General features: G+C 43.6%; 11 protein-coding genes and 1 other RNA gene. 7 read left to right on the top strand and 5 right to left on the bottom strand.

Annotated features, from left to right (window positions below; translation table 11 throughout):
• Positions 1 to 146 precede the first annotated feature (146 nt).
• Positions 147 to 1,160 (top strand): hypothetical protein, encoded by a 1,014-nt coding sequence (locus tag NI462_RS12420; protein ID WP_253160837.1) that lies wholly within the window; start codon positions 147 to 149, stop codon positions 1,158 to 1,160.
• Positions 1,161 to 1,175: 15 nt separating this feature from the next.
• Here NI462_RS12420 and NI462_RS12415 read toward each other — a convergent pair whose 3' ends face one another.
• Both NI462_RS12415 and ssrA read right to left on the bottom strand, forming a co-directional pair.
• Entirely contained in the window at positions 1,176 to 2,318 is a 1,143-nt protein-coding gene (locus NI462_RS12415; protein WP_253160835.1) for a tyrosine-type recombinase/integrase, read from the bottom strand.
• Between the two features lie 182 nt (positions 2,319 to 2,500).
• Positions 2,501 to 2,859: a transfer-messenger RNA gene (ssrA, locus tag NI462_RS12410) on the bottom strand.
• A 130-nt stretch (positions 2,860 to 2,989) separates the two neighbouring features.
• Here ssrA and glpK point away from each other — a divergent pair.
• Positions 2,990 to 4,474 carry a glycerol kinase GlpK gene (gene glpK, locus NI462_RS12405; RefSeq protein ID WP_005107691.1) on the top strand — a complete coding sequence of 495 codons (1,485 nt, stop codon included), beginning with the start codon at positions 2,990 to 2,992 and terminating at the stop codon, positions 4,472 to 4,474.
• 80 nt (positions 4,475 to 4,554) lie between these two features.
• Here the strand turns inward: glpK and NI462_RS12400 are convergent, their stop codons facing one another.
• Positions 4,555 to 5,052, bottom strand: coding sequence for a thioesterase family protein (locus NI462_RS12400; RefSeq protein ID WP_243475301.1), 498 nt, complete (start codon positions 5,050 to 5,052; stop codon positions 4,555 to 4,557).
• Positions 5,053 to 5,157: 105 nt separating this feature from the next.
• Between NI462_RS12400 and hemB the strand changes: the two genes are divergently transcribed.
• Both hemB and thiO read left to right on the top strand, forming a co-directional pair.
• A complete protein-coding gene (gene hemB / locus NI462_RS12395; RefSeq protein WP_243475300.1) occupies positions 5,158 to 6,171 on the top strand; it encodes a porphobilinogen synthase in 1,014 nt (337 codons plus the stop codon).
• Between the two features lie 15 nt (positions 6,172 to 6,186).
• Positions 6,187 to 7,311, top strand: coding sequence for a glycine oxidase ThiO (thiO, locus tag NI462_RS12390; RefSeq protein ID WP_085064211.1), 1,125 nt, complete (start codon positions 6,187 to 6,189; stop codon positions 7,309 to 7,311).
• Here thiO and NI462_RS12385 read toward each other — a convergent pair.
• Complete coding sequence (locus NI462_RS12385) at positions 7,300 to 8,205, bottom strand: TIGR01777 family oxidoreductase (protein WP_253160833.1); 906 nt, start codon at positions 8,203 to 8,205, stop codon at positions 7,300 to 7,302. The genes thiO and NI462_RS12385 overlap by 12 nt on opposite strands.
• A 153-nt stretch (positions 8,206 to 8,358) precedes the next feature.
• Positions 8,359 to 8,817 (bottom strand): ABZJ_00895 family protein, encoded by a 459-nt coding sequence (locus NI462_RS12380; protein ID WP_253160831.1) that lies wholly within the window; start codon positions 8,815 to 8,817, stop codon positions 8,359 to 8,361.
• A 472-nt stretch (positions 8,818 to 9,289) separates the two neighbouring features.
• On the opposite strand from NI462_RS12380, the gene NI462_RS12375 reads away from it, so the two are divergent.
• The 3 genes from NI462_RS12375 to NI462_RS12365 are packed head-to-tail and all read left to right on the top strand — an operon-like array spanning position 9,290 to position 15,269.
• Complete coding sequence (locus NI462_RS12375) at positions 9,290 to 10,543, top strand: exonuclease SbcCD subunit D (protein WP_253160829.1); 1,254 nt, start codon at positions 9,290 to 9,292, stop codon at positions 10,541 to 10,543.
• An 8-nt stretch (positions 10,544 to 10,551) separates the two neighbouring features.
• Positions 10,552 to 14,157, top strand: a complete 3,606-nt coding sequence (locus NI462_RS12370) for an AAA family ATPase (protein ID WP_253160827.1) — start codon at positions 10,552 to 10,554, stop codon at positions 14,155 to 14,157.
• A 2-nt stretch (positions 14,158 to 14,159) separates the two neighbouring features.
• Positions 14,160 to 15,269, top strand: coding sequence for an acyltransferase family protein (locus tag NI462_RS12365; protein WP_243475295.1), 1,110 nt, complete (start codon positions 14,160 to 14,162; stop codon positions 15,267 to 15,269).
• Positions 15,270 to 15,283 lie beyond the last annotated feature (14 nt).

Here is a 15,283-nt window from a genome sequence, read left to right as displayed (position 1 = left end):
GAAATAGACGGAAACGATTTGGTCTAAGAATGAATTTAATTGCTGGAATGGTGAATTGGATGCTCTTAAATTAACTTTCGCAAGAGATCTACTATACAAAATATTAGTATAAATACTACAAGAAATACTACAGGTAATTAATATAAATGGGCTTAACTTCAGTAAATCACAATATTCGTAAAGGGCTTTTGATTGACAAACTTTTAAGAGGTTTTAAAGAGCATGAGTATGTATGGATAGCTTGGAAAGCGGCTAGCAATAATAACTACACCCCTCGTGATTTTTTCAATTTTTATAATGAAAAATATTCTTATAAATATTTATTTGATTATATAAAAATAACTTTATCTAAACTTGAAGAAGAAGAAATAAATATCTTTATTAAGAATTGCCAAAAAGAACAGAAAGAATATATTTTAAATATAGATATTAACCTACACCTAAAAGATGACAGATTATGTTGGTTCTTAATTAATAGATTCACCAAAGACTACGATATACCTATTTTTATTAGAGAAAGTACATTTAAGAAATTAAAAAACTCAGAAACATCAAGTCAAATTAACAACTATATACTATATAAACATACCTCAAAATCTAGAATTTATAGACAAAACAACAATCATAAAGTTCATAAAAACATTAATAATCCTAAAATTTTTATTTTAGCTTTGATTTATTTAAACCCCGAAATAACGCACAATATAATTCAAAAAAATTTAGACTTGGAAAAATATATTGCTGATTTTGACAAAATAATAAAAGAAAAAATAAATCTAAATAAATACATTAAGGATAAAGATTTCATAGAGTGGAGCAAAAACTATATTGATAAAAATTTTGAATACAATGTTTTCCCTCAATTTCTTTTTGAAAAAGAAAAGTTACATGAAAATTATATCTATGCCTATTTTGACGATCTTTACATTCATAATAGAGAAAAATATATTAATGATTTAAATAAACTTAAAAAAGCATGGCAGCAAAATGTTTTCAGATTAAAAAATAAGGATAATCTTAAAAAGAAATTTCACTTACCCTTAAGAAAAAATACAAAAGTTCGATTGAAAGAATTAGCAGAGCTTTACAATATTTCTGAATCAGAACTTCTAGAAAAATTGATAAATAAGGAATATGAAGAATATAAAGACTATAAGTAACTAGAAAGGAAAGGCTCAATACTGAGCCATCCATCCTTCTACCTGCTCCCCATACCACTGCATCAATCTCACCCGCTCATCCCAATATTGCGCTCGGTTATATGCCGAACGAATTCTATTCTGGGGAACATGAGCAAGCTGGCGTTCAATGGCATCTGGATTAAATAAATTAGATTCATTAACAACAGTACTGAACAAAGATCTAAAACCATGAGTAGTCATTCGCCCTGCATAACCACAACGCTTTATCACGGCCAAAATAGACTCGCTACGCATAGGTTCTTTGTTATTCAAACGATGGGGAAATAGCAGTTCCTGATTATGAGTAAGTCTCAAAGCATGAAGCTCAGCAATCATCATGTCAGTCAACGGCACACGATGTGAAAGTCGGTTCTTCATTCGTTCTTCAGGAATATCCCACTTACGCCCCTCCAAATCAAACTCTTCCCAACGTGCTTGCAGTAACTCACTGACCCGAACGCCTGTCAGCATAATCAGGACAATGGCATGATGTGTTTGAGCATCGGCAGGATAAGCCTTAATACGTCTAAGAAATTCAGACATTTCAGAGGCCGAAAGCGAAGCCAGATTTTTGACTCGTTTATTCTTGAGGGCATAAACTAAATCACCTGCCGGATTGTCATAGCGATATCCATGGGCAATAGCGTATTTCATGACCATGCCACAACGAGACAAGGTACGTTTTGCAATTTCAAGCGAGCCTCTTGCCTCAATTTTCTTAATGATCTGCAGAATCTCAGGTGCCTGAATCTGATTAATACGCTTATTAGCAAGAGAAATATAAAGCTCATCCAATGAAGCTCGAACATTACTGATGTGTTTGGATGACCAGGTTTCTTTTTGATTATTAAACCAATCTTCTGCAACTTCTTTGAAATAGGGCTTTAAGTCTTCATGCAATACTGAACGTGAGTATCGATGCTTAAGCTCATATGCAAGCTCCCTTGCCTTTTTTAAGCTTAAATCTGGATATGGGCCAAGCGATTCAGACTTACGTTCACCATGGACAGTGACGCGTACATTCCAATATTTTTGACCTTTGGTGGTAATGATGAGGGATAAACCATGTAAATCCGAAAGACGATACTGTTTATCTTTCGGCTGTGCTTTTCTGCATTCAGTATCTGTAAGTGGCATGTCGATTACCCATAATTGATGTATTAATTTCTGGGTAAATTTTCCCAATATTTACCCGCAAAGAGCAAATATGGGGTCAAATAGGATCAGACAATATCGGACAAACAGGCATAAAAAAAAGCCTTTAAACATTGAGTTTAAAGGCTTTTTTAGATTCCGATGGATTACTTCGGAAAGAATTTTGGTGGAGGTGGCGGGAGTTGAACCCGCGTCCGCCAGCACTACGCTCGAGAATACTACATGCTTAGATATCGTCTATTGTTTTAACTCTTTGTGACCCGACGAACAGGGTACAAATCGCGATCCTCTTAATTTAGTACAAAGCCCCGAGGCTTGGCTTTATACGGACTTGTGTGCGTGCGCTTCAGTCGGACTCTCTAACCACAAGTATTCGGAGAGGCGGACAAGCTGCCCTTAGGCAGCTAGAGCGTATGATTCGTCGTTTGCGACTAAAAAATGCAAATTTGATTTACGAGAGAAAATGCGCTCTCGGCATGCATCTATGAGTTTCATCACCAGCGTCGAAGCCAGAAACACCCCCAAAGTACAAGGCAATCATAGCATAAATGTCAAAAATTACGATGTATTTTCTGAACATTTACACAACTTGATGCGCTTAATTACATTATTGCGCTAATATTTTACTTTTCAAGCCAAATAACAGAAAAATTATGAGCTATTTACTGGCACTAGATCAGGGAACTACGTCAAGTCGGGCCATTATTTTTAATGAACATGGACAAGTTCAGGCAACGGCTCAACGTGAAACGCATATCCACACCCCACATTCGGGCTGGGTGGAACAGGATGCTCAAGAAATCTGGAGCTCACAGATTGCCGTGGTACAACAAGCTTTGGCGACTGCAGGTATTCTGGCAAAAGATATTAAAGCCCTTGGCCTGACTAACCAGCGCGAAACGACCGTAGTCTGGGATCGTAGAAACGGCAAACCGCTCGCTCCGGCAATCGTCTGGCAGGACCGTCGTACATCTGACTGGTGTAACCGGCTGATTGAACAAGGCCTGATGTCCAAAATTCAGCAAAAAACCGGCCTACGGATTGATCCTTATTTTAGTGCGGGAAAACTGGTCTGGTTTTTAGAGCATGTCGAGGGGGTACGGGCACTTGCTGAACAGGGCCATGTGGCATTTGGCACTATCGATAGCTGGCTGATCTGGAATCTGACCCAAGGTGCAGAGCACGTCATTGAAGCCAGTAACGCTTCTCGTACCATGTTAATGAATCTGCAGCAACAATCGTGGGATGAAGAGCTACTCGAGCTGTTTAATATCCCGGTTTCGGTCTTACCGAAAATTATCTCTTCTGACTGTTATGTCGCTGACACGGCTTCTGGCTTACTGGGGGCCAATATTCCCATTACCGGAATTTTGGGGGATCAGCAGTCTGCACTCTTTGGCCAGTCCTGTTTTGAGGTGGGCAGTGCTAAAAACACCTATGGTACTGGCTGCTTTATGCTGTTCAATACCGGACATAACATTCAGCTTAGCCAGAACAAGCTGCTTTCTACTCTCGCCTGGCAAGCCCAGGGCCAAACTACCTATGCGCTCGAAGGCAGCGTATTTATGGCTGGTGCTGTAGTGCAATGGTTACGCGATGGCCTCGGAATTATTCAAAAAAGCAGTGATGTGGAAAAACTGGCGCATCAGGTCGAGCATAGTGACGGCGTGGTTCTGGTTCCCGCATTTACCGGACTGGGCGCGCCGCATTGGGATAGTGAAGCACGTGCCTTACTCTGTGGCATGTCACGCGGTACGACCAAAGCGCATATCGCTCGTGCAGCATTAGAATCAATCGCCTTTCAGGTATCGGATGTGCTCAGTGCGATGCAATCTGATATTGCACATCCATTGAAAGAATTACGGGTTGATGGCGGTGCTAGTAGTAATGATATGTTGATGCAATTTCAGGCCGATATTCTGAATGTACCGGTACTGCGTCCGAAAATGCTAGAAGCTACTGCTTGGGGCGCGGCCGCTATGGCCGGATTGAAAGCTGGCGTATTTTCAAACCTGGATGAAATTTCCCAGTCCTGGCAGCTGGACCGTGCTTTTGAACCCAAAATGCAAAATGACGAAAGAGAAATGCATTTAGCCAAATGGAAAAATGCCTTGAAACGGGCTAAATCTGATCTCTAAATCCTCTAGGTTCATATTTGATCATTATAAAAAAAGCACTGTTAAACAGTGCTTTTTAACTTTCTCAATTCACGATTTCATTAATAGGCATAAGACGCAATCGCTGTTGCAATCGCTTTATCTTCATCATTGACCATGGTCATGCGCATGGTGCAGCCCTTACGCCCCAAACGTAAGGTTTCTGCACGTGCAATAAAATATTTGCCACGTCCAGGCGCCAGATAATCTACCCGCATATCGACCGTCGCCAGACGCGATACTTTTTTAATGGTATCTGCAATCGTTTCCGGTTCAGCTTTTTTATACAGTTCGCCCATGGCCACAATACCACCGACACTATCCAGTACAGTTGCAGCCAGACCGCCATGCAGAATCTGGAAAGCCACATTACCAATCATGAAATCCTGCATTTCTACATAGGCCTCAATCTGGCCCTCGACCACCCGCATGGTCATGCCGTTATACTTAAAAAAAGGAGAGCTATTAAAAGCATGTACCAGCTGTTTCAGGACTACATCAATATCCACTTTCGAGCCCAGATGTATATTACCCGTCCAGTTTCTCTCTGTCTTACTCATCACTCTGCCCGAATTCACCACAATAAAAAACCGCTAATTTATGCCCAAAAATTTGAGTTAGGGCTACAATAGAGGCCTAGTTTAATACTGATTACTGAGATTTTTATGACTTATACGTTCAATCGTCCCGCGTTTCCTGCAACTCGCATGCGTCGTATTCGTAAAAATGAACATTTACGTTCGATGGTTCGTGAAACCCATCTCGCGGCAGATCATCTCATTTATCCAGTATTTGTCCTGCCAGGAAAAAACCAGACCCAAGATATTCCAAGTATGCCGAATATCCAGCGTCTGTCAGCGGACTTGTTGTTAAAAAAATCAGAACGTCTGCTGGAACTCGGTGTCAATAAACTGGCGCTATTTCCGGTCACCCCACAAGAAGATAAAAGCCTGACTGCAGAAGCCGCATGGCGTGAAGATAGTCTGGTGCAAAACACCTTACGTTTATTGAAAAAAGAACTGCCAGAAATGGTGCTGATTACTGACGGCGCATTAGACCCGTATACCACGCATGGTCAGGATGGCATTATTGATGAGAACGGTTATGTCTTAAATGATGAAACGGTCGAGTGCCTGATTAAACAGGGCTTGAGCCATGCCGAAGCCGGTGCAGATGTGTTTGCTCCAAGTGACATGATGGATGGCCGGATCGGTGCGATTCGTCAGGCCTTTGAGCAAAATGGTCATATCTATACTTCGATCATGGCCTATTCAGCCAAATATGCATCAAGTTTCTATGGCCCGTTCCGTGATGCAGTCGGTTCTGCCAGCAACTTAAAAGGCGGCAATAAATACAATTACCAGATGGATGTCGGTAACCGTGCTGAAGCCCTGCATGAAATTGCGCTGGATATTCAGGAAGGTGCAGACATGGTGATTGTTAAACCGGGCATGCCTTATCTGGATATCGTCCGCGAAGTCAAAGACACTTTTGGCGTACCGACCTTTGTTTATCAGGTCAGTGGCGAATACGCGATGCTGGCTGCGGCAATTCAAAATGGCTGGTTATCTGATAGCGTTATTTTAGAATCATTGATGAGCTGTCGTCGTGCCGGTGCAGATGGTATCTGGACCTATTTTGCTGAAGAAGCTGCGCTTAAACTGAAAGACATGAAGTAAAAGGATTTCGGCGCAATGCATATTGCCATTGTCGGTGCTGGCATCACCGGTTTGATGTCGGCGCTGGAACTGCTTGAACAGGGATGTTCTGTTACCCTTTTTGATCAACAGGCCGCCGGACAGGCTGCATCCTGGGCTGGAGGAGGAATCCTTTCCCCGATGTATCCGTGGCGTTATCCCGCTGCTGTAAATGCTCTGGCTCGACATGCCAAACCCATGTATCAGGACTGGAATCAAAAACTGCAACCTTTCACTGGCATCGATTTCCAGATTCATGAAACAGGTATGCTGATTTTTGATGAATCCGATTTTGAAATCGGTTTAAGTTATGCCAAAACACATCAGGATCCGCAGCAACAGGCAGAATTGCTTGATCAGGCTAAACTGCAACAGATCAATCCAAGAATTAATCAGAGCAAATTCAAGCAGGCGATTTATTTCCCTGAACTGGCGAATATCCGTAATCCACGGTTATTACAGTCGATCATTCACTATTTGAAGCAGCATCCTCGTGTCACCTGGCAAGAAGACTGTAAAATCACTCGGCTCAATATTCAGCAAGGCTGTGTAAAAAGTATCTCAGATGAACATAGCCAGGTTTTTCAGGCAGATCAATATGTGTTCACAACCGGAGCATGGTCGCAACACTGGTCACAGCAACTTGGTTTGGAAATTCCGGTACAGCCGGTTCAGGGCCAGATGCTGCTGTTTAAAACGCCAGAAAACTGGCTGCCGACCATGTGCATGCATAAGGTGATGTACCTGATTCCACGTCAGGATGGACATGTTTTATGTGGTTCCAGTATGCGTCAGGTCGGTTTTGACACCTCGCCTTCTAGCGAAATCCGGCAGGATATTTTACAGGCGTGTATCGAGATGGTACCGGAACTGGCAGATTTTCCGCTGGTCAAGCAATGGGCCGGATTAAGACCCAGCTCACCCGATGGTATTCCCTATATTGGCAAAATTCCCAAGCTAGACAATGCCTGGGCCAATTTTGGACATTTCCGGAATGGTTTATGCATGGGGCCGGCATCAGGCAAACTACTCGCTCAACTCATCCTTAAACAAATGCCAATCGTTGATCCAGCTCCTTATGATCCTGTTCGTTTATTAGAGCCCAGTCGTTTAGTGCTTTAGGATATTATCCAGTGCTTCTTTCAGAGTTGGATAATGAAACTGGAATCCAGCCTCCTGCAAGGCTTTGGACTGTATATACTGACCGTTTAAGACCAGTTGTGACTGTTCTCCCAGCATCATTTTCAGACTGCATGCGGGTAGTGGAAGTAAGGGTTTGCGCTTCAGAATCTGGGCCGCAGTTCGTGCAAACTGGGCCTGACTACTTTTTTCTGGCGCGACCACATTAAAGATCTGCTCGGCTGTATCCTCAAGTATCAAGAATTCAATCGCACGCAGCACATCCTCTAGATGCACCCAGGTCACTGGCTGACGTCCATGACCAATCCGCCCAAACAGATTCAGCTTAATCGGCAATAGCATCTGCGGAAGAATCCCACCACCTTTGCCAAACACCACCGCAAAGCGAACAATCTTGGTGTTCTGGTTAGTATAGGACAAGGCCAGCTGCTCCCACTTCGCACAGAGTTCGGACATAAAAATATCTTGTGGCGGACTTTGCTCCGTGCAGACCTGTTCCCAGCGCTCATTGGGGTCAATGCCATAATAGCCAACGGCCGATGTTGAAATAATCCGTTTCGGTCTAAGCTGATTTTTTTCTAAATAATCAAATAAATGTCTGGTGGTATCTAAACGGCTATTCAGCAATTTCTTTTTACGCGCTGCCGTCCAGCGGCCTTGACCAATACTTTCGCCAGCCAGATTGACCACATAATCAATCTGATGCTGTTTTAATTCATCCAGCTGGTTAATCCAATGAAAGTCCGGATGTGGTTCATGTTTATTTTTCTGACGGGTCAGCCCAATCACCCGATAATCCCGTTCCAGTAAAAAACGCACGAGATGACTGCCAATAAAACCACTCGCTCCCGTCACCAGCACTACAGGTTTATACATTAGTCATTCTTCGCCTTATTATTTTCTTGGTTTAAATTATACGCTACTCATCTTCAGCTTTTTAAACCGAGAAGATCTTTGTAGTGGAGAATTTGTATCTTTCATCATTCAATTAATTTATGAAGATCAGGTCACAAAATGATTCATCTATACTTACTGAGGTGGATGGCCAAACATTTTCTCTGCCATACGCTGGGCCTGCTTGCCATAAAACCAGTAGGTCAACAGATACAGCGGAATTGCGATCATCAGGAACATGATCAGCACAATACTCATAAACTGTGGCTGCTGTAGATACAGCAGAAAGTCCTGCCAGGCATTCGGATTGGAACGGGTGGCAATGACAATACCGAACAAGAGAAATAATAAATTATATCCCCAGTAAATCAGGCTAAAACCGAGAGTGAATTTTTTACGCTCTGCCTGGGTCGGCGCACGTTTTTGCTGTTTTAGAAATTTAAAAAGCACCCAAATCATGGCCACCAGATACGGAACAATCGTCAAAACTGCACCCATGCCCATCGGCAGCAAGGCTGCCAGTACACCGCAAATACAGGTAAAAATAAAACATATAACGAAAAACCAGATAAAATAACGACTTAGTGGCAACATATGCATGACTCATTGATCTTCAACAAGCTAGTATAAAAAAAATCAGGTTTTTTTTCATTTTATTGTCAACCATCCACTAAAGGGTGACGTTATATAGGGTACAAGGTACAAAAATTTGGACTGGCATCCACGAATTTTTGCTGACCTTTAGAGCTAAAGCAATAAGTCCAGTGTACAGGGAAATTTTGAATAGCAGCCAAAATCTTCATGTAACACAAATTTGACCGACGATTTCATCATCACTCGAATCGTCGGTTTTTATTTTTTTAAATTCCTATTTTTTTAAAGCCTGATGGATTGCAGGACTTTTCTATATCTGATGATTTAGTTGTAATCCTTTGCTTATTTTCATACTGATTAAAATAAATTCAGCCCCCACATCACAAACAATTCGCTGAAATATCGTTTTCAAGTAGATTTTTACCTGTGCTTTTTCCTATAGTAGCAAGGCAGACATTTCAGGGTTCATTACATGGCAGTTCATTTTCTTCACACTTCCGATTGGCATCTGGGACAATTTTTCCATAACCATGACCGTGAATTTGAACATGCGCAGTTTTTGACTTGGCTACTTGAGCAAATTAAAGCAAAGCAACCGCATGCCCTGATGATTGCCGGCGATATTTTTGATGTGATCAATCCTGCGTCCAGTGCGCAAAGACAGCTGTACCAGTTTCTGGCCGATGCCCATGACCTGGCGCCACATATGCAGACCCTGATGATTGCAGGCAATCATGATTCCGGTTACCGGATTGAGCAGGTTGAACCCTTGCTGGCCAAATTCAATGCCAAAGCAGTGGGAATAGTAGGCCGCACGGCAGAAAATAACCTGAACCTGGATCGTCTGCTGATTCCTATTTATGATCAGGATAAAAATATCATTGCCTGGTGTCTGACCCTGCCCTATTTACGCAGTGCCGAAATTACCGGACTGAATGAACATACCAGCAATAACCAGAACGCGATCAGTTATCTGCATCAACAACTGATTGCCGAAGCAAAAGCCCGCAAACAGCCACATCAGGCACTGATTTTAATGTCACATGCGCACATGCAAGGTGGTGAGACCTCGGACTCTGAACGTCCGATTATCGTCGGCAATGAAGAAGCCCTGTCGACGGCGCTGTTTGATGATGTGATTGATTATGTCGCGCTCGGGCATTTGCATAAACCACAAAAAGTCGGTCAGCCACATATTCGCTATAGTGGCTCTCCGATTCCGCTGTCATTTAGTGAGATTAATTATAAGCATCAAATAGTGGAAGTCAGGATTGATCCCGAACAAAACCCGGGAAACCGCTTTCAGTACGATGCCTTAAGCATTCCGCGTACTGTCGAGCTGTTCCGCATTCGTGAAAAGCTGGAAAATTTAATCACTACAATTCAGGCCTTGCCTGCCGGAGAAATCGAGCAGCTTTCTGCACGGCATTTTCTGGAGGTGGAATACACGACCGATGCGCCGCCTCCGGTAGATCTGCGTCAGCAAATAGAACAGGCCCTACCTGCTAACCGTTACCGACTGCTGCGCATCAGCCGGATTTACCAGCAACAGGTCGACCTTAGTTCAAGCCAGTCTAAAATTGATCTGGCACCCCCTACTCCGGAATCGCTATTTTTCAATATCTGGAAAAAAATGGGCTATGAGCAGGATCACTCGGTACAACGGGATTTTCAGGAATTACTGAATGAAGCCCAACACGAACTTGCACAAAAACAACAAGCCTAGGATCGGCCATGAAAATTTTACGTCTAAGTCTTCATAATCTGGCCTCCCTCACCGGCACCCATCATATTGATTTTGAATCGAGTCCTTTGGCTCATGCCGGCCTGATTGCCATCACCGGCAAAACTGGTGCCGGAAAATCTACCCTGCTCGATGCCATGTGCCTGGCGCTTTACAATGAAATTCCACGTTTAAAAGGTGCGACAGGCAGCTTGAAAGATGCTGGCGGTCAGGATGTTTCCATCAAGGATTCCAAGAATATTCTGCGCCGTGGCTGCGTGCATGGTTTTGCCGAACTGGAATTTATTGCACTCGACAGCAAACGCTATATGGCACGCTGGGAAATTAAACGGGCACGCCAGAAAGTCGATGGCAATCTAAAAGTAGACCGCTACGTCAAATGTCTTGATGACGACACGACACTGACGCAAAAAATATCGGAAGTCACCCCCCTCATTGAAAAACTGGTAGGCTTAAATTTTGAGCAGTTTACCCGCGCGGTGTTATTGGCACAGTCGGAAGTCGGTGCCTTTCTTAAAGCCAAAGATAATGAACGCGCAGACTTGCTGGAATATCTCACCAATTCACAAATTTTCAGTCTAGTTAGTCAGAAAGCCGCAGAAAAATTTAGTGAAGTTAAAAACCAGCGCAACGATCTAGAAAAGCTGATCGGGCATATTGAAATTCTGTCTGAAGAATACATCAGCGCTTTACAACAGCAGCAGAGCTCTTTGTCTTTGCAACTTCAGAATTTGCAGCAATCAGAAAAACTGCTGGAAAATGAGAAACAATGGCATCTGGACCGACATAAACTCTATGCAGAAGTCCATGCAAAAAAAGAAGTCTACGAAGTACAGCAGGATGCAGTAAATAAGTCTGCAGGACAGCAACAGCTACTGGAGCAGCTGGATGAATTCCAGTCGATTCGGGATCAGTTTGTGAGTCGTACCCGTCTAGCCCCTCAAAAAGAGCAGATTCAGCACCAGCACACCCAATTTACGCTGGAATTTGAAACGCTCAAACAGAGCTTTGTAGCAGAAGAAGCCAAACTTACAGCCTTACAACAACAGCAGCACCAGTTTCAGCAACACTTGGCAAACCTGAAACCGCATCTGGAGGCAGGTTTAAGGCTGGATCATGCAATTGATACGGTATCAGAGCGGTACAAAAAACTGCATGCAGAGCAAAGCCAGTTTCAAACCCTTCGTCTACAGCCTTTAGAAGAACAACTGCGACAGCAACAACAGACTTTGAATCAGCTACAAGCTCGGCAAGAAAAGGTTGCACAACAATTGGCTGAATCTGGCTTTTTAAATGTGTTCGATCTGGAGCCGCAAAGTACCTTGCAACGCATACAAGACTTTATGCGTCAGTATCAGCAACTGCAGCAACAGAATCCGGACAGCCTGAAGCAGCCTTTACCTGAACTGGAAAAAACCGTTACAGTACTTTCAGGAAATCTGAACCAGTGGATACAACAGCATCATAGTCTGGAACAGCTAGAAGAGCATCTCAAAACCATTCAGGAAATGCGTCAGCAACGCCAAGCGGAACAGCGTCAGCTCGACCTGCTGCAACAGCAGGTACAACAAATCGTTCAACAATCACAAGAATTTGAACAACTGCAATCTGCTGTAAATAGCCAACAGCAGCAACTAAAAATGCAGCAAGAGGCCGAACAGGCACTACATCAGCAGATTCAGGCTGAACAACAGGCCTATGAACACCTGGAACAAATACTTGCCCAGCAACGTTTATTGCATGCGCAAAGTGTGCAGGATCTTCGTGGCCAGTTAAAACCGGATGAGCCATGCATGGTCTGTGGAAGCCCAGCCCATCCTTTTGTCGATGCCGTCCATGAACATCTGGAACAGAGCCTGAACCAGCTACAGGAGCAACAGTTACGGCAGGCAAAACAGCAGCTCGATCAGCAACTGCAATCTCAGCAGCAGCAACGCATTGAAATGTCTAAAGCACAAACAGTAATTGAGCAACAGCAACAGCGTTGCCAGATCCTGCAAAACCAGATTCAACAATCCTCTGCTGACTGTAAATCTCAACTACTTAAACTGGAAGTGGTTACCGAGCAGCACAATGATCTTCCTACATTCATCCAGTTACTGGCGAATCACACTCAAAGTCTGGTCCAGCAGCTAGAACTATCACAACAGCAGGAACAACAGCTCCAGCAACAATTACAACAATGGCGTCAACAACAACAGCAATTGCACCAATTACAACTGGCTCTACAGCAACGTCAGCAACTCGACCAGCTGATACACCCAGTTTTAAGCATACTGCCCAAGCAGTACCAGTCGCAGCCACCTATGCTCTGCTTACCTCAGTTGCAACGACAAGTAGAGCACCGCATGCAGCACTTGGCAGTACAAAAGCAGCTGGAATCTGACCTGCATCAACAGCAGCAGATATTGGAAAAGAGCCAGTATCAACTACAATTGGAACAGCAAAATTTTGCTCAATTGAGTCAGTCTGTAGAGCAGTTGATTCAGCAAGGCAAAGACCTGCGTCAACAACTGGCTGAACTGACCCAAGAACATGCAGGACAAGTCTACCGTGTCGCTGCAGAATGGCGCGATGCACTAGAGCTACAAGCCAAGACCTTAGAGCAGACTTTAGAACAACAGCGTCAATGCACGGCGCAGGCCGAAAAACAGTGGCATCAAACCCACTTAAAACTGCAAGAATTTATCAGCCAACTTCAGCAGATCGATCAGCAATTGGCTCAATATCAGCAAGATATTCAGGCATGGCAAGCAGCACATCCTCAAGTGACGGCAGCTCAAATTGAACAATGGCTCAGTATTGATCTGAGCAACCATCAACGCATTCGTCAGAATCTGGCCAACCAGAAACAGGCACTCGAAAATGCCAGAACAGCCTGGCAATTACTTGAAGAACAATATCAGGCCCATTTAAAACTACAGCCAGAACATGAATTTGAGGAAATTGAACAAAAACTTGGCATGCTGCATCAGGAAAAAATAATGCAGCAGGAAGTGCTCAATGAAACTGATGCCAAACTGCGTATGAATGCCAATAATCAAAACACCTATGCCAAATATCAGCAGCAAATTGAGCAGATCAAAGCCGAAGAATACCGTTGGGGTCGTATTTACGACCTGATCGGACATAAGGAAGGTACCAAATTCCAGAAAATTGCCCAGGAACATCATCTGGATATTCTGGTGGAATATGCAAATCAGCAGTTGCAACCGTTGGCACCCCGCTATCAGTTACACCGTATTCCGGATAGCCTGAGTCTGGCGATTATTGATCTGGACATGAATAGTGAAGTCCGCCCTGTGCTGTCCCTATCGGGGGGTGAAACCTTCCTGGTTTCATTGGCTTTGGCTTTGGCGATTGCCAATATGGCCTCCGGCTCCATGAAACTGGAATCACTGTTTATTGATGAAGGTTTTGGTACGCTAGATCCTGCTTCGTTACATATGGTGATGAATGCACTGGATCATTTACAAAGTCAGGGTCGTAAAGTTGTATTAATCTCGCATGTGCAGGAAATGCATGAACGTATTCCGGTACAGATTCAGGTCAAACCGGTTGGTGCAGGTGCAAGTACCATTCAGATTATAGGTTAGCGATGATTCACCCTGCCCCGAACACGCTCTCGCCCTATTTCAGCTTACAGCTTGAGAGCCTACGGGGTATCAGTGCCATTGTGGTGTTATTCAGTCATTGCTTTCAGGCATTTATTGCGCCTTTCGATACCAGCATTTATTCATGGATACGCCTGCTTGGACAGGCTGCAGTCATGATTTTCTTTGCCTTAAGTGGCTATCTGATCGGCTATTCGATCCAGCACAACATTCATCAGCATGGTCAGTTCAATCTGCACCGTTATGCTCGACAGCGTTGCAGCAGAATTTTACCACCCTTTCTGTTTGCCATGGGGTTGACCCTGGTTTTCTATCTACTCGCTCCATTATTATTTGCCAGCCATACTCATGCTTTTCAACACAGTTTTGGCATGATGATCCGGACTGACTATAATGTAGACATGATGGAATTTTTTGGTTCGCTGCTATTTTTGAATGGCTTTGTAACACCAACGGTTTCAGCCAATGCTGCACTCTGGAGCCTGAGCTATGAAGTGTGGTTTTATGTGCTGGCCGGATTCCTACCTTTTTTAAAAAATTCGGAAATCGCCAAAATCGGATTTTTTATGGTTCTGGCTATACTGTCATTACTGAACATCCAGTTTTTTATTTATTTTCTGGTCTGGCTTAGTGCCTTTGCCTGTTCATTTCGATATATCCAGCTACGTTTTTTAAACCGCTTACAATCGGTCAAATTAGCCCTAGTCGGCTTGGCATTTCTAATTGCCTGTTTTGATGCTTACCAGTTTCAGATGATCGATGAAACCCAGCAATACCGCGCTGCGAATTTCACCCCTTTTAATTTCTGTGTGGGTCTGGCCTTTAGCTGCTGGCTGGTACAGCTCCAGTATCAACGCAGTCATTATCATGCGGTCTGGGTTCAATCCGCAGACTTTTCCTATACCTTGTATGTCACCCATTTCCCCTTACTTTTATTTATTTTGGGCTGTATTCCGGCAACTTTAGGCTATGGTCTGGGTGGAGCAGTTTTAGCCTTGCTTACGAGCATGTTCGGCATAATAGTCTTTGCCTGGCTGATGGCTAAATGGCTCGAACCAGCCAGAAAAAAAGCGTTATCCAATACCCTGCGATAACGTTTTGCTGCAAA

Origin of the sequence: Acinetobacter lwoffii (assembly GCF_024129715.1) — a bacterium.
GTDB lineage: Bacteria > Pseudomonadota > Gammaproteobacteria > Pseudomonadales > Moraxellaceae > Acinetobacter > Acinetobacter lwoffii_U.
This window is presented reverse-complemented; position numbering and strand designations above follow the sequence as displayed.